Source organism: Rhodococcus wratislaviensis (assembly GCF_900455735.1).
Lineage (GTDB): Bacteria > Actinomycetota > Actinomycetes > Mycobacteriales > Mycobacteriaceae > Rhodococcus_F > Rhodococcus_F wratislaviensis.
Window position 1 is genome coordinate 79,470 of record NZ_UAUI01000008.1, and the last position, 14,333, is coordinate 93,802.

Genomic DNA, 14,333 nt, shown 5'->3' on the forward strand with positions numbered 1-14,333 from the left:
GGCCGGTAACCTCGGCACGTCCGCAAGTGTGGGAGGAAGACGTGAAGTCGAAGAACAATTGGGGTGTCGAGCACGCGGTGTTCGCCGGTGCGACGCTGGCCACCGTCGTCGGGGCCGTCACCGGGCGTAACCGGTTGCAGCAGGTCGCGAAACCACTGATCGCGCCCGCGCTCGCCGCCCGTGTGCTGCGGCGGCGCACGGACACGGACCCCGCCGATGTCGCACTACTCCTCGCCGGTCTCACTGCCGCGACCGTGGGCGACGTCTTCATGATCGATCCCGACGACGACGCCCGCCTCGTGCGTGGCGCGTCCTCGTTCGCCGTCATGCAGGTCGGCTATTCCGCGCTGTTGCTGCGCCGGGGCGCCCGGCCCACCGCGCCCGCATTGCTTCCCCGGCTCGCCGGCTGGGCAGGCGCGGCGGCACTGCTCCGCAGCCGGGCGAAGGAGGTCGCCACACCGTTGACCGCGTACGGGTCGCTGCTCGGCACCACGTCGACCCTGTCGGCCGATCCGTCCCTCGCGCCCGGTGCGGACGTCGTCGCGAATGTGGCTGTGCCGGGAACCGACCGGCGTAGCTGGCTCGGCGCGGGCGGGATGCTGTTCACCGCGTCCGACGGACTGATCGTGTTGCGGCGCTTGTTCATCCGGGGCGAACGGGGGCGGGCCGGCGCCGAAGGCGTGATCCTCGCCAGCTACGCGGCAGCCCAGTTGCTGCTCGTCGAGGGGATGCTCGCGCTCGGGCGTCGCCGGGTCACGGGCAGAGCATGATGTGGTCCCGGTCCTGCGGGTCCACGAGGACGGTGATCGTCTCGCCGGGCACGAAGCGGGTCGCGTTCTCCCGCCGCACCTCGTAGACGACACGTCCGGCGTAACTCTCGGAACCGGGCACGGTCAGCCGGAGGTCCAGTTCGGTGAGTTCGCCGTTGTCGGGAGTGCGGCGAAGCGGAGTGACGTGCTCGATGCGGGCCCAGCCCTCGAGTCCGTGCCGTTCGAGCTGGCGGTCGGCGCGGCTGGGCCGTTCGGCCGCCATCATCCCGAATCCCAGCGCCGAACCGAAGGCGGCGACCAATCCCATGATCTGGTACGGGATGGTGGCCGGAGGGGTGTGTTCGATCAACCATCCCAGCCAGACGGCGAGGACGATGACGTAGCCAACCGTGACGAAGCAGACCGTCCGCAGAATGCGCTGATGATTCATCGATAGCCTCCACCTCCAGGTTAGCCCGTCCCGGCCTCTCCGAGGCGGCCCCACCGCCGCACTGCCGTTAGAGTGCAGTGTCGGCAGCAGGTAAGCGTGTGTGGAGGTGGCCGTATGGCGTGGCGTCGGGTGTCGTTGGTGTGTCTGAGCATTGGCTCGGCCATGATGCTCGCAGGGTGTGGTGGGTCCTCGGACGCGGTGGCTCCGCCGCCGTCCACGACGACGACCGCGGCTCCTGTGACCACCACCACGACCACGGTTCCGCCGACGACCACCACCACGACGATTGCGCCGCCGGCCACGACGACGGAAGCGCCGACCACGACGCTCGTCGACGTCCCCTACGAGCACAACGAGTCGTACTTCTTCACGTCCCCGGACGGTGGGTTCCAGTGCGGCATCATCAAGCTGCCGAACCGCACCGAGGCCGGATGCCAGGGGTCGACGAGCCCGGTGCCGCCGCGCCCGGCCGACTGCATGGTCGACTGGGGTCACGGCATCCGCGTCGAGAACGACGGCGAGGCGTCGTTCATGTGCGCCGGTGGCCTCGTCTACACGTCGGGCGGCGACGAACCGGACGCGGCCCTGCCCGCCGGGGCGAAGCTGGCGAAGCTCGGTTACACGTGCAGCACCACGGCCACGGCCGTCACGTGCACCAACGACGAGACGTCGCACGGTTTCACCGTCGCTCCCGATTCGAACAAGACGTTCTGACGTCGTGAGTGGAGTCGAGACCGGCCCGGTGGAGGTCGAAGTCGCCGAGGCGGGTCCCACCGAATGGGGGGACAACCCGAACGGCGTCGGCCCGTGGACCGAGGAGCACGACACCCCGGTCCCTGCCGACCCGCGTTACGACCCCGAACTGCTGGCCGGCGGCGATCGCCGCAACGTGGTCGACGCCTACCGGTACTGGACGCGGGAGGCGATCGTCGCGGACATCGACAGTCGTCGCCACCCGCTCCACGTGGCCATCGAGAACTTCGGCCACGACGCCAACATCGGAACCGTGGTGCGCACCGCCAACGCATTCGCCGCCGCCGCAGTCCACATCGTGGGACGGCGGCGCTGGAACCGGCGCGGGGCCATGGTCACCGATCGGTACCAGCACGTCCTCCACCACTCGGACGTCGACGGCCTCGTCGAGTTCGCACGTGAGCGGGATCTCACCATCGTGGCCGTCGACAACACGCCCGGATCCGTCCCGCTCGAGACGGCCAGTCTGCCCCGCGACTGCGTGCTCCTGTTCGGTCAGGAGGGGCCGGGAGTCACGGACCAGGCGAAAGAGGTTGCGGCGATGACGGTGTCGATCGCCCAGTTCGGTTCCACCCGCAGCATCAACGCGGGCGTCGCCGCGGGAATCGCCATGCATGCGTGGGTTCGTCAGCACGCCGACCTCGGCCGTGCCTGGTAGCGGAACCCCCGGGGAATAGGCAAGATCAACTCTTATGCAGGACTCGTGGTCGGCGCGCGCGGACGCCGCTGAAGAAGCGGTGGTGAGCAGGCACCTTCGCCGGCTGTGGGCGCTCCCGGGCACCACCCTGGGCGTCGTCGCCTGGCCGGCGGTGCGACGCGAGCGGCTGTTCCTCAGCTGGCACTACTGGTGGCAGGCCCACCTGCTCGACTGCGCCGTGGACGCGCTCGAACGGGACCCCACGCCGCGGCGTCGCCGTCGCATCGTGAAACTGGCGCGCAGCCACCGTCTGCGGAACCTGTCGGGCTGGACCAACAACTATTACGACGACATGGCCTGGCTGGGGATCGCCCTCGAGCGTGCCCAGCGAATGCACTTCATAGACAACAGAAGTGCGGTGCAGGCGCTCGAATCCCAGTTGTTCGACGCCTGGGCGCCCGAGGCCGGGGGCGGCATCCCGTGGCGGAAGGGCTCGAACTTCTACAACGCACCGGCCAACGGACCCGCCGGGATCATGCTGGCCCGCACCGGAAAGCTGTGGCGCGCCCAGGCCACGGCCGACTGGATCGACGACACGCTGCGGGACGTGCACACCAACCTGATCGTCGACGGCATCCATCCGGGCGGCGAAATCGAAAGGAACGTCTACTCGTATTGTCAGGGCGTCGTGCTCGGCCTCGAAACCGAACTCGCCGTGCGCCTCGGTTCGCCGCGGCACCGCAACCGGACCCATCGGCTGGTCGACGCCATCGACGAGCATCTCGCACCCCACGGCGTCATCGACGGCGGCGGTGGGGGAGACGGGGGCCTGTTCAACGGGATCCTCGCGCGGTATCTGGCGCTGACCGCGGTGATGCTGCCGTGGGAATCGCCCGCCGACATCCGGGCACGGGAGATCGCCGCCCAGCTCGTGCTGACCTCCGCGGAATCGGCCTGGGAGAACCGGCTGCAGATCGAGGGGCAGCCGCTGTTCGGCCACGATTGGACCACGCAGGCGCAGCTACCGGGGCTGGGCGGGGGAATCGCCACGTTCACCGGGGGCACCGTGCGGTCGTCGGGGATACCGGAACGCGACATGTCCGTCCAGCTCGGCGGCTGGATGCTGATGGAGGCCGCGCACATGGTCTCCGCGGCGGGATATCCGCGACGATAGGTTCGAATCACGCGAAACTTAACCGTGTCGCCCCCGATTCGGCGCTGCTAGACAGATCGTTATGTCAGATCAACAGCGGCAGCTGAGTCTCAACGCGTTCATCTACCCGGCCGGGCACCACGAGTCGGCGTGGCGCCACCCGCTCACGACGCCCGAGCGGCTGTACGACGTCTCCTACTTCCAGGACATCGCGCGGACCGCGGAGGCGGCGAAGCTGGACGCGATCTTCTTCGCCGACGGCCCGGCCCTGCGCAGCGACGTCGAGCACGGCGCCGCCGGAGCACTCGAACCCATCACGCTGCTGACCGCCATCGCGACCGCCACCGAACGGATCGGCCTGATCGCGACCGCGTCCACGACATACTTCGAGCCCTACAATCTGGCGCGGCTGTTCGCGTCCCTCGACCACATCTCCCACGGCCGGGCCGGCTGGAACATCGTGACCACCGGAACCGACCTGGCGGCCGCCAACTTCGGACTGGCCGGCCACCCCGACCACGCCGACCGCTACGCGCGGGCGCGGGAGTTCGTCGACGCGACCGTCAAGCTGTGGGACAGCTGGGAAGACGACGCCATCCTGATCGACAAGGCCGCGGGCATCTATGCGGACCCGTCGAAGATCCACGAAATCAATTACGTGGGGCGCCACCTGCGGGTGCGGGGACCGTTCAATGCGCCACGCTCCCCGCAGGGACACCCGGTGCTGGTGCAGGCGGGTGCGTCCAACGAGGGTCGCGCGTTCGCGGGCCAGTACGCCGAGGCCATCTTCACCGCGCACCAGCGGCTGTCCGACGGGCAGGCGTTCTACGCGGACGTCAAGCAGCGCGCGACGCAGTACGGTCGCAACGCGGAGCACGTGAAGATTCTTCCCGGCATCAGCCCGTTCCTCGGCAACACCGAGGCCGAGGCCCGCGACCTGGAACGGGAGTTCAACGAACTCACGTCGCCCGAGTACGGGCTCGCCCAGCTCGAGAGCCTCACGGGCTCGAGCGTGCGGCACCTCGAACTCGACGCCCCCGTGCCCGCCGGACTGTTCGGGGACGCCGGCGACGTCACGGACAACCAGCAGAGTCGCCTGCAGGTGATCGCCGGGATCGTCGAGCGGGAGAACCCGACCCTGCGCGGATTGCTGCACCGTCTCGCCGGTGCGCGCGGGCACCGGGTGGTCGTCGGGACGCCGGTGCAGGTGGCAGACACCATCGAGGAATGGTTCACGCAGGGTGCGGCGGACGGGTTCAACGTCATGCCGCCGTACTACCCGGGCGGTCTCGAGGTGTTCGCGGAGAAGGTGGTCCCGATCCTGCAGGAGCGCGGACTGTTCCGCACCGAGTACTCGGGCACCACCCTGCGCGACCACTTCGGTTTGCCCCGCCCCGAGAGCCAGTACGCGGACACGTCCGGCGCCGTCGCCCTGTAGGCGCGCGCCGGCTTCTGCTCGCGTGGGCTTCTGCTCGCGCCCGATGTCGCATCCGTTCGGTTCGAGTGGACGGATGTGACATCGGGAGCCCACGGCTTCCACCCCACCGCGACGCTCCTGCGGACCACGCGCGGCGTCGTGGATCCCGGCGAGGTTCTCGGGGCGGGCCTGTACAACCCGGAGTCCGCGGCCGCGTTGCCCGGCTGGGCCGAGGAACTGGCCGGGGGCCACACCCCGGAGACCGAAGAGTACGGCATCCGCAGCGTCACCTACCGGGCGTCGCGTCCGTTCCACCCGGCCCGGCTCGAGCGGGCGCTGGGACGGTTCACCGGCCTGCTCCGGAGCAAGGGTTTCTGCTGGATCGCGAGCCGCCCCGACCTCGCCGCCGTGTGGTCGCAGGCCGGTCCGAACCTGGTGATCGAGCCGGCCCAGCTGTGGGCGTCCGCCGACGAGACACCGGGGCAGGAGATCGTGTTCATCGGGGTCCGCCTCGACCTCGACGGTCCGCGTCGCATCCTCGACCCGGCGTTGCTCACCGACGACGAGCTGGCGTCAGGACCGGATGTGTGGGTTCGCTTCGACGACCCGCTGCCCGCGTGGGATGCGGTGCATCGGCACTAGTCGAGGACTTCTTCGACCGCCACTTCTTCGGGCGGCCGCGCCATCTCCTGCCGGTAGTGCCACACCCCGAGCACGGTGCCGATCACCAGCAGCGCGACCATCCCGGCGAGCACGGCCGGCATCAGCCACGACACCCGGTCCAGGAACGAGCCGAAGTAGAAGCCGATGAGCAGCAGGACGGGGGCCCAGAAGATTGCTCCGATGGTGCTCGCGATCGTGTACTTGGTGTGGTTCATCTTGGCCGCACCGGCGACGAGCGGGCACAGGGTGCGGACCCACGGAATCCAACGGGCGATGAGCACCGCCCAGAAGCCGTGCTTCTCCAACAGGACGTTGACCTTGTGGAGGTTGGTGTAGTTGAGATATTTTCCGCCCTTGCGGGCAAGGATGCGGTTGCCGGTGCGGTGACCGATGACGTAGCCCACCTGATTTCCGCAGATGGCGGCGATCATCGCGCCGACCGACAACGCCCACACGTGGCCGGAGCCCGACGCATGGTTGGCCAGCACGATTCCGGCGGTGATCAGCATCGAGTCGCCGGGCAGGAACAGGCCGAGGATCACCGCGCACTCGATGAACACGAACGCGAGGACGACGACCCAGACCAGCGCTGGGCCGGCCGAGACGAGAGGCCCGAAGCTGCCTGCTGCCGTGGTGACCATCGTCAGTGCGCTACCCCGATCGGTTTCAGGAGGTGGGATCGGTGGGGGTGGTGACGGGCTGCGCGTCCTCGGCCGGGGCGCCGTCGTTCTGGCGGGACTTCAGGATGCGCTTGCCCACCTCGACGATGATCGGCAGGACGGAGACGAAGACGATCAGCAGGAAGATGACGTCGACGTTGTCGCGGATGAACTCGATCTGACCGAGCAGGTAGCCGAGCAGTGTGACGCCGGCGCCCCACAGGATGCCGCCCACGATGTTGTACGTGAGGAACAGCGAGTACTTCATCCGCGACGCACCCGCGACGACCGGCGCGAACGTGCGCACGATCGGGACGAAGCGGGCCAGGATGATGGTGATCGGGCCGTGCTTCTCGAAGAAGGCGTGCGACTCGTCGATGTACTTCTTCTTGAAGAAGCGCGCGTCGTCGGATTTGAACAGGGCGGTCCCGCCCTTGATGCCGATGAAGTAGCCGACCTGGTCGCCGAGGATCGCGGCGATCGGGATCAGAACCAGGAGCACCCAGAGGGGAGCGAACGGTTCGATCTCCGTCGACTTCGACGCTGCGATGAGTCCCGCCGTGAAGAGGAGCGAGTCGCCGGGGAGCAGGGGGAACAGCAAACCGGACTCGATGAAGACGACCAGGAGAAGTCCGACGAGCACCCAGGTGCCGAAGGAGTTGAGGAGGTTCACGGGGTCGAGGAACCCCGGCAACAACGCGAGGTTGGTCACGGAATCCGATGCTGCCTGCACAATCACGGCCCTCAGCGTACCGGCGTATTCCCCGACTGTCGGAATACTGCAGGTCATGGTGTTTCCGCCGGGGCGGGGAAGGGTCGAATCGAGGTGCCACGACAGCCACCGGGAGACGTACGCTACCGGTATTGCCATACTGCTAGGACCACATCGCGCGCTGCGCTGATCGCGCGCGCCGAAATCGACTCTTTATGGAGGACTGCCGCCGTGCCAATCGCGACTCCCGAGGTCTACGCCGAGATGCTTGGTCGGGCCAAGGAGCACTCCTTTGCCTTCCCCGCCATCAACTGCACTTCTTCCGAAACCATCAACGCCGCCATCAAGGGCTTCGCGGACGCCGGCAGTGACGGCATCATCCAGTTCTCGACCGGTGGCGCCGAGTTCGGTTCGGGCCTGGGCGTCAAGGACATGGTGACCGGCGCGGTCGCACTCGCCGAGTTCGCGCACGTGATCGCCGCGAAGTACGACGTCACGATCGCCCTGCACACCGACCACTGCCCCAAGGACAAGCTCGACACGTTCGTCCGGCCGCTGCTCGAGATCTCGAGGCAGCGCGTCGAGGCCGGCCGCAACCCGCTGTTCCAGTCCCACATGTGGGACGGGTCGGCTGTCCCGATCGACGAGAACCTGGAGATCGCCAAGGAGCTCCTCGCCAAGGCGAAGGCCGCCAACATCATTCTCGAGGTCGAGATCGGCGTCGTCGGTGGTGAAGAGGACGGCGTGGAAGCCGAGATCAACGACAAGCTCTACACCTCGCCCGAGGACTTCGAGAAGACCGTCGACGCGCTCGGCACCGGCGAGAACGGCAAGTACCTGCTGGCCGCCACGTTCGGCAACGTGCACGGCGTCTACAAGCCGGGCAACGTGAAGCTGCGTCCCGAGGTGCTCGAGACGGGCCAGAAGGTCGCCGCCGCGAAGCTGGGCCTGTCCGACAGTTCGCAGCCGTTCGACTTCGTCTTCCACGGCGGATCGGGCTCGCTGAAGTCGGAGATCGAGGCTGCGCTGAACTACGGCGTCGTCAAGATGAACGTCGACACCGACACCCAGTACGCGTTCACCCGCCCGATCGTGGGCCACATGTTCAGCAACTACGACGGCGTCCTGAAGGTCGACGGCGAGGTCGGCAACAAGAAGGTCTACGACCCGCGCAGCTACCTGAAGAAGGCCGAGGCCGGCATGGCGGCCCGCGTCATCGAGGCCTGCAACGACCTCAAGTCCGCGGGACGTTCCGTCTCGGGATAAGCGCTTCGCGCTCGTGCGCCTTTCCGGTAGCTGCCGCTACCGGAAAGGCGCACAGTCGTTTATCGGGGGTCGCAGATCTTCCAGGTGCCGTCGACCTTCTCGAGGTTGAACGTGCGCCACGACTGCTCGCCGGGGTTGGCGGCCGTGTGGGCTTTCACCTGGGCGATGGCGGTGTCGCCGGTGATCTGCACGGCGTCGACGCCGCCGACCACCGGAATGTTCTGCTGCGTCACGGCGACCTGGTGGACCTCGGCGAAATCCTGATCCGAGATGCCCTGGTAGTACTCGGCGAGGCTGCCGCAGGTGCTGGTGCGCAGCGTCGCGAGATCGCCCTGGGTGAGCGCCGCGACGAACGTGTCGATCGTTCCCTGCACCTGCGCCTCGGGTGAGTTCTCGGCCCGGTTGTTGGTGTAGACCACCACGCCGGCGACCGCGATGGCGGCGACGACGATGACGCCGGCGGCGATCGCGGCGAACAGCCACGCCTTGCCGTGCTTCTTCGCAGGCTGCTGCGCCGCGGCGACGCGTTGCGGTGCGCTCTGCTGGGGCGGCAGCACCCGCTGCGGTGCGGCCTTCGGCGGTGTGGGCGCCGGCCGCGGGGGAGCGGGCGGCGGGGGCACCGGCCGCGAGTTCTGGGGTTGGTTCGCCTGGGCGGCGGCAGGTCGGGGCGGCGGCGGCGTCGCCGGGACGGCGGGCTTGGTCACCGGGATCGCGACCGTCTCGTCGTCGGATGGCGGTTTCGCCTGCCCCTGCGCCGCCGGGTTCCGTGTGGTGGGTGTGCGGTGCATCTTCACCGTCGCGGCGTCGCCCGAGGCCGGCACGCCCTTCTGCGTCGGGATCGCGGTGGTGGCCGCCTCGGATGCCGTGTCCGCGGGTGTCGCGGCGGCGTTCGCGCCGGCCTGAGGTGCCTCGGCTCGCGGGCGTGGCGCGGGAGGCTTGGGCAGTTCGGGCTGCGGCTCGTCGGCCTTCTTCTCTGCTGCCTTCTCTGGCGCCTTCTTCTGCGGGGGCTTCGGCTCGGGCGACTTCGGCGCGGCGGGCTCTGCGCCCGCCGCGGGCTGCGCGGTCTTCGCAGGCTTCGCGGTCGTGTCGGCGCCACCCGTGCCCTTGTCGGTGGTAGTGCCGGCCGCGGCCGGGCCGGACGGTGCGTCCGTGGCCGGTTTCTGAGTCGATTCGTCTTTCTTCGGGTCCTGCACGCGCTGCCCCTCGGTCTGCAGAGAAATGAACGTTGGGGGCAGCCTAACGACAACGTGCGTCATCGGAGACCGCGACAGCCCGCGTCGCGGACGCGGGCCGGCGCAGTGACGGCGCCGCGGCGGGGGCACAATAGGCGCATGACGTCTTTCGGTGACCTTCTCGGACCACAGCCCACGCTGCTCCCCGGGGACGACGAGGCCGAGTCGGCCCTGTTGAACCACGAGGATCCGGCTTCCGTCGCAGCCGCCCATCCCACCGCATCCATCGCATGGGCCTACCTGGCCGAGGCGGCCCTCCAGGCCGACGAGACCATCGCGGCATACGCCTACGCGCGCACCGGGTACCACCGTGGACTGGACCAGTTGCGTCGCAACGGCTGGAAGGGTTTCGGCCCGGTTCCGTACAGCCACGAACCCAACCGTGGTTTCCTCCGGTGCGTAGCCGTGCTGGCGAAGGCGGCGAAGGCGATCGGCGAAACGGACGAGTACGCGCGGTGCCTCGATCTGCTCGAGGACTGCGATCCCCGAGCTGCCGAAGCGCTTGGCGTCGGTTAACGCCCTCAGCTCGGCGAAAGTCCGTGGCCGGGACGGGCTGAGGACTTCGGCCCAGCGACTGCGGGTGTCGGCACTGCCCATCCTGCAGTGCGCGATCGCCGCCGGCGCCGCCTGGTGGGTGGCGACGGTGGTGATCGGTCACCCGACGCCGTTCTTCGCGCCGATCGCCGCGGTGGTGTCGCTGGGGCTGTCTCTCGGCGCCCGCCTGCGCCGTTCCGTCGAGTTGGTGGCCGGTGTCACGATCGGGATCGGGGTCGGCGACCTCATCGTCTCCGTCATCGGGAGCGGGACCTGGCAGATCACGCTGGTCGTGATGCTGGCGATGTCCGCGGCGGTGTTGCTGAACAGCGGGCCGATCTTCTCGATGCAGGCGGGGAACTCCGCGGTGCTCGTGGCGACGTTGCTGCCTCCCGGCGGCACCGCGGGTATCGACCGCATGGTGGACGCCTTGACCGGTGGTCTGGTGGGGATCGCCGTCGTCGCGCTGATTCCCACACATCCCGTGGGGCGGGCGCGGAAGTACGCCGCGAACGTTCTCGGGACGGCGTCCGAGGTGATGCAGCTGGTGGCCGACGGTTTGGTGGCCAACGACGACAAGCCCATCGAGGAGGCGCTGAAGAAGGCGCGGGCAACGCAGGCGTCCATCGACACGTTGCGGACCCACCTCGCGGGCGGCCGTGAGATCAGCCGAATCTCGCCGCTGTACTGGAACACCCGCGGCCGGCTCGAGCGACTCACCGCGGCCGCGGACCCACTCGACAATGCGTTGCGCAACATCCGGGTTCTTGCGCGGCGTTCGCTCACGCTGGTGCGTGACGACGAGATTCTCAACCCACGGCTCGTCGACCAGGTGGAGAAACTCGCCCACGCCCTGGAAACCCTCCGGCAGATGGCGCTCGCGGACCCCGGTCAGCAACCCGATCAGGCCGAGGCGGCGCGGGTGCTGCGTTCGGTGGCGTCCGGGTTGAAGCCGGAACTGGTGGAGAACGCGGGCTTGTCGGCCACTGTCGTCTTCGCGCAGATCCGGTCTCTGACCGTCGACCTTCTGCAGGTCGCGGGGCTGAAACGCATCTCGGCGATCGCCACCCTGCCGCCGACCGTGGAGAAGCCGGCCTATCGTCCCGAGCTCTGACCACCCGAGCACGCTGTTGAACATATGCGCATGTGCGCATATGATCGGCACAACTCGGGAGGAGGCTTACCCATGGGAGTCGGTCACGGACACTCGCACGGCAATACGCAAGGCAGCGGTGAGGTAGGTCCGTCGCGGGGGCGGATCCGCCGCATGGTGATTGCTCTCGTCATCCTCCTCGCGTTCCTGGTTCTCGAGGTCGTCGTCGGTCTGACCGTCAACTCGCTGTCGCTGCTCGCCGACGCCGGGCACATGCTGACCGACGTCGTCGGAATGTCGATGGGGCTCGTCGCACTTCTCCTGGCACGCAAGGGCAGTGCCACCGCGGCCCGGACCTTCGGCTGGCACCGCGCCGAAGTGCTCACGGCCATGGCCAACGCCGCGATGCTGCTTGCCGTCGCGGTCTGGGTGTTCTACGAGGCGATCTCCCGCATCGGCGATGCCCCCGAACTTCCCGGCATGGCGCTGATTCTCACCGCATCCGTCGGACTGGCCGCGAACCTCGTGGTGATGCTGATGCTGCGCGCCGATTCCAAGGACAGCCTGGCCGTCCGCGGCGCATATCTCGAAGTGCTCGCGGACGCCGTCGGCAGTGTCGGCGTGCTCATCGCCGGCGGACTCGTGCTGGCGTTCGACTGGACCTACGCCGACATCATCGTCGGTGTCCTCATCTCGCTGTGGGTCATTCCGCGGGCGATGAAACTGGCCGCCGCGTCGCTGCGCATCCTCACGCAGGCCTCTCCCGAGGACGTCGATGTCGAATCGGTGCAGGCCGACCTCGAAGCGCTGCCCGGGGTCACCGGTGTGCACGACCTCCACGTGTGGACGCTGACGACAGGAATGGATGTGGCCACCGTCCACCTGACCACGGACGCCGACTCGTCCGTCGTCCTCGAATCGGCGCGGATCGTCCTCGAGAGCCACCTGCTCTCGCACGCCACCGTGCAGGTGGAATCCACCGCCAACGGACGCCACTGCGCCGAGAACGTCACCTGGTAGGCGCCCTGTCTGTTTCGTCCGGTATCGCGGCGGGAAATCGTCGTGGGACGACTCACGGAATGGAACACCATGTCCACTCTCGCAGCGTTCGCACGACCCGTCGCCGTCGCCGCATTCGGTGCGGCCGCCCTCTTCGCAGCACCCGCCGCCGCCTCGGCCGCGCCGTTCATGCCCGACCCGCTGGCGAACTGCGGGGGCGATCCGAGCATCATCGTCGAGAAGGAAGAGGGCGATCTGGTCGAGTGGGATTTCGACGCTCCCAAGGGTGCGACGACCGACGCGCAGGTGACTGATCTCAACATCGGTCAGGCGCCGACGCTCGGCACGTCCGGGCCCCTCGTGAACGAGGAGGGCGACGCCGAAGGGCCGGAGAAGGATCTGCCCGGATTCACCGCCCACCTGATCCCCGGCGGAACCTACGATCCGGACGGTCCTGCCAAGAACGACGCTGCAACCTGCCCCCTCGGCTTCGGATTCGCCGTCACACAGTGACCGTCACTTGGTGAACCGGGTGACGCCCGCACCCGGTCGCCACAGATCGACATACAGATGGTCGCCGTCGACGGTGGTGAGCACTACCTCGTCGAGGCTGAGTTCGAAGACGTCCGCCTCGGGGATCTCGTCGGGGTAGTGCTCGAGGATCTGCAGTTTCCGCTCCCCGAGGACTTCCTCTGCGCGGCCGCTGATCTTGGCGTCGCCGCCCTCCATCGTGTGGTGACCGGGGTTGCTGTGGAGAGAGAATCGCGGATCACGTTGGAGGTCGCGCACTTTGCGTGCGCCGACCATCGAACCGAGCAGTAACGCGCCCTCGTAGAACTCGACCTCGGTGCCGCTCACCCTCGGGGAACCGTCCTTGCGGAGCGTCGCCAGCACGTGGTGCTTGTGCGCCTCGAAGCGTGCGGCGACAGCCTTGGCGAGGTCGGGTGCGTCGGTCTCGAACTGTGTCCAATTGGTCATACGGACCAGTGTGCTCTCCCATCCCTGACATCTCCTGTCAGGGATTCTCACTAGAATCGGAGCATGCGTTCCAGTCGGCTCGTCGAGGTGATGCTTCGTCTGGAAGGCAGCCGCGGGGCCACCGCGCAGCAACTCGCGGACGAACTCGGGGTCTCGGTCCGCACCGTGTATCGCGACGTCACGGCGTTGTCGGCGGCAGGCGTGCCGTTGTGGACGGAGAGCGGACCCGGCGGCGGAATCCGGTTGCTCGACGGCTGGCAGTCGAAACTCGGCGGCATGACGGGGGCGGAGACGTCCGCGTTGATGTTGCTCGGCGTCCCGTCGATCGCCGACGATCTCGGACTTCGCGACGTCACCGCTGCGGCGCAGTCGAAGCTGTTGGGGGCGTTGCCGGTCCCGCTGCGCGCCGGGGCTCAGCTGTGGCGGGACCGGCTCTACGTCGACGCCCCCGGCTGGTTCGCCGGGCCGCGCGACACCGGTGATCTCCCGGTGGTGGCGTCGGCGGTGCTCGAGGGTCGGCGCCTCGGCATCCGCTACCGCAAGGGGAGCCGTTCCGCGGCAAGAACTCTCGACCCTCTGGGGCTGGTGGCGAAGGCCGGTGTCTGGTATCTCGTTGCGCAGCATCGCAGACGGACGCTGTCGTACCGGGTGTCGCGGATCAGCGGCGCAACCGTGCTGAAGCAACCGGCGGTGCGGCCGGACGACTTCGATCTGGGTGCGTGGTGGACGGCGTCGGTGGCCGAATTCGATCGTGCGCTCCTGCGATTCCGGTGCCGGGTGCGGCTCTCGCCCGCGTCGTGGCGCCGGCTGCCCCGGGTGGTCGGTGTGGAGGCCGCACGCGTCGAACCCGGACCGCCCGACGACGAGGGCTGGGTAACCGTCGACCTGTTGCTCGAGGCCGAGGACGTGGCACTCGACCAGTTGACCGTTCTCGGCGGGGGAGTCGAAGTGCTCCAGCCGCACTCGCTGCGCGAATCGCTGCGTGCAGTGGGCGACGCGATCGCCCGCCGGAACGGCTGAGGCGGACTACTGCCGCG

At 68.4% G+C, this 14,333-nt stretch carries 16 protein-coding genes and 1 pseudogene; 12 read left to right on the plus strand and 5 right to left on the minus strand.

From position 1 onward, the window contains the following. Positions 1-41: 41 nt before the first annotated feature. Entirely contained in the window at positions 42-770 is a 729-nt protein-coding gene (locus tag DTA22_RS12130; protein WP_037243574.1) for a lysoplasmalogenase, read from the plus strand. Here DTA22_RS12130 and DTA22_RS12135 read toward each other — a convergent pair. Next, entirely contained in the window at positions 754-1,200 is a 447-nt protein-coding gene (locus tag DTA22_RS12135; RefSeq protein WP_112299566.1) for a hypothetical protein, read from the minus strand. The two genes, DTA22_RS12130 and DTA22_RS12135, sit on opposite strands and share 17 nt — an antisense overlap. Before the next feature lie 114 nt (positions 1,201-1,314). Between DTA22_RS12135 and DTA22_RS12140 the strand changes: the two genes are divergently transcribed. The 5 genes and pseudogenes from DTA22_RS12140 to DTA22_RS12160 all read left to right on the plus strand — a co-directional run. Then, positions 1,315-1,914, plus strand: a complete 600-nt coding sequence (locus tag DTA22_RS12140) for a hypothetical protein (protein WP_037243578.1) — start codon at positions 1,315-1,317, stop codon at positions 1,912-1,914. Between the two features lie 4 nt (positions 1,915-1,918). After that, on the plus strand, positions 1,919-2,611 hold the full coding sequence (locus DTA22_RS12145; protein ID WP_112299567.1) for a TrmH family RNA methyltransferase: 693 nt from the start codon (positions 1,919-1,921) through the stop codon (positions 2,609-2,611). Between the two features lie 34 nt (positions 2,612-2,645). Beyond that, positions 2,646-3,764 (plus strand): glycoside hydrolase family 76 protein, encoded by a 1,119-nt coding sequence (locus DTA22_RS12150; RefSeq protein WP_112299568.1) that lies wholly within the window; start codon positions 2,646-2,648, stop codon positions 3,762-3,764. Positions 3,765-3,825: 61 nt separating this feature from the next. Continuing rightward, on the plus strand, positions 3,826-5,181 hold the full coding sequence (locus DTA22_RS12155) for an LLM class flavin-dependent oxidoreductase (RefSeq protein WP_112299569.1): 1,356 nt from the start codon (positions 3,826-3,828) through the stop codon (positions 5,179-5,181). Positions 5,182-5,280: 99 nt separating this feature from the next. Further along, positions 5,281-5,802 (plus strand): annotated as a pseudogene (locus DTA22_RS12160) (GTP-binding protein); the annotation flags it as partial. Here the strand turns inward: DTA22_RS12160 and DTA22_RS12165 are convergent. Both DTA22_RS12165 and DTA22_RS12170 read right to left on the minus strand, forming a co-directional pair. Beyond that, positions 5,799-6,464, minus strand: coding sequence for a DedA family protein (locus DTA22_RS12165; protein WP_112299570.1), 666 nt, complete (start codon positions 6,462-6,464; stop codon positions 5,799-5,801). The pseudogene DTA22_RS12160 and the gene DTA22_RS12165 sit on opposite strands and share 4 nt — an antisense overlap. A 25-nt stretch (positions 6,465-6,489) precedes the next feature. Further along, positions 6,490-7,272 carry a VTT domain-containing protein gene (locus tag DTA22_RS12170; RefSeq protein WP_052033777.1) on the minus strand — a complete coding sequence of 261 codons (783 nt, stop codon included), beginning with the start codon at positions 7,270-7,272 and terminating at the stop codon, positions 6,490-6,492. Positions 7,273-7,425: 153 nt separating this feature from the next. Between DTA22_RS12170 and fbaA the strand changes: the two genes are divergently transcribed. Then, positions 7,426-8,460, plus strand: a complete 1,035-nt coding sequence (gene fbaA, locus DTA22_RS12175; RefSeq protein WP_112299571.1) for a class II fructose-bisphosphate aldolase — start codon at positions 7,426-7,428, stop codon at positions 8,458-8,460. 59 nt (positions 8,461-8,519) lie between these two features. Here fbaA and DTA22_RS12180 read toward each other — a convergent pair whose 3' ends face one another. Next, entirely contained in the window at positions 8,520-9,653 is a 1,134-nt protein-coding gene (locus tag DTA22_RS12180) for an Rv0361 family membrane protein (protein WP_112299572.1), read from the minus strand. 138 nt (positions 9,654-9,791) lie between these two features. On the opposite strand from DTA22_RS12180, the gene DTA22_RS12185 reads away from it, so the two are divergent. The 4 genes from DTA22_RS12185 (at position 9,792) to DTA22_RS12200 (ending at position 12,831) form a co-directional block, all read left to right on the plus strand. Further along, entirely contained in the window at positions 9,792-10,208 is a 417-nt protein-coding gene (locus DTA22_RS12185) for a DUF3151 domain-containing protein (RefSeq protein ID WP_005260038.1), read from the plus strand. A 64-nt stretch (positions 10,209-10,272) separates the two neighbouring features. Further along, positions 10,273-11,340: an FUSC family protein gene (locus DTA22_RS12190; protein ID WP_112299573.1), complete on the plus strand. Its 1,068-nt coding sequence runs from the start codon at positions 10,273-10,275 to the stop codon at positions 11,338-11,340. Positions 11,341-11,412: 72 nt separating this feature from the next. Next, complete coding sequence (locus DTA22_RS12195) at positions 11,413-12,339, plus strand: cation diffusion facilitator family transporter (protein WP_112299574.1); 927 nt, start codon at positions 11,413-11,415, stop codon at positions 12,337-12,339. Positions 12,340-12,408: 69 nt separating this feature from the next. Then, positions 12,409-12,831 carry a hypothetical protein gene (locus DTA22_RS12200; protein WP_112299606.1) on the plus strand — a complete coding sequence of 141 codons (423 nt, stop codon included), beginning with the start codon at positions 12,409-12,411 and terminating at the stop codon, positions 12,829-12,831. Positions 12,832-12,834: 3 nt separating this feature from the next. On the opposite strand, the gene DTA22_RS12205 is transcribed toward DTA22_RS12200, so the two are convergent. Next, on the minus strand, positions 12,835-13,296 hold the full coding sequence (locus DTA22_RS12205; protein ID WP_037243601.1) for a pyridoxamine 5'-phosphate oxidase family protein: 462 nt from the start codon (positions 13,294-13,296) through the stop codon (positions 12,835-12,837). Between the two features lie 63 nt (positions 13,297-13,359). Between DTA22_RS12205 and DTA22_RS12210 the strand changes: the two genes are divergently transcribed. Continuing rightward, a complete protein-coding gene (locus DTA22_RS12210) occupies positions 13,360-14,316 on the plus strand; it encodes a helix-turn-helix transcriptional regulator (protein WP_112299575.1) in 957 nt (318 codons plus the stop codon). Positions 14,317-14,333 lie beyond the last annotated feature (17 nt).

Bases quoted from the DNA above. Each gene is read 5' to 3' on its own strand.
- DTA22_RS12135 (WP_112299566.1), bottom strand. From the start codon at position 1,200: ATGAATCATCAGCGCATTCTGCGGACGGTCTGCTTCGTCACGGTTGGC.
- DTA22_RS12140 (WP_037243578.1), top strand. From the start codon at position 1,315: ATGGCGTGGCGTCGGGTGTCGTTGGTGTGTCTGAGCATTGGCTCGGCC.
- DTA22_RS12150 (WP_112299568.1), top strand. From the start codon at position 2,646: ATGCAGGACTCGTGGTCGGCGCGCGCGGACGCCGCTGAAGAAGCGGTG.
- DTA22_RS12155 (WP_112299569.1), top strand. From the start codon at position 3,826: ATGTCAGATCAACAGCGGCAGCTGAGTCTCAACGCGTTCATCTACCCG.
- DTA22_RS12165 (WP_112299570.1), bottom strand. From the start codon at position 6,464: ATGGTCACCACGGCAGCAGGCAGCTTCGGGCCTCTCGTCTCGGCCGGC.
- DTA22_RS12170 (WP_052033777.1), bottom strand. From the start codon at position 7,272: ATGACCTGCAGTATTCCGACAGTCGGGGAATACGCCGGTACGCTGAGG.
- DTA22_RS12185 (WP_005260038.1), top strand. From the start codon at position 9,792: ATGACGTCTTTCGGTGACCTTCTCGGACCACAGCCCACGCTGCTCCCC.
- DTA22_RS12195 (WP_112299574.1), top strand. From the start codon at position 11,413: ATGGGAGTCGGTCACGGACACTCGCACGGCAATACGCAAGGCAGCGGT.
- DTA22_RS12200 (WP_112299606.1), top strand. From the start codon at position 12,409: ATGTCCACTCTCGCAGCGTTCGCACGACCCGTCGCCGTCGCCGCATTC.
- DTA22_RS12205 (WP_037243601.1), bottom strand. From the start codon at position 13,296: ATGACCAATTGGACACAGTTCGAGACCGACGCACCCGACCTCGCCAAG.
- DTA22_RS12210 (WP_112299575.1), top strand. From the start codon at position 13,360: ATGCGTTCCAGTCGGCTCGTCGAGGTGATGCTTCGTCTGGAAGGCAGC.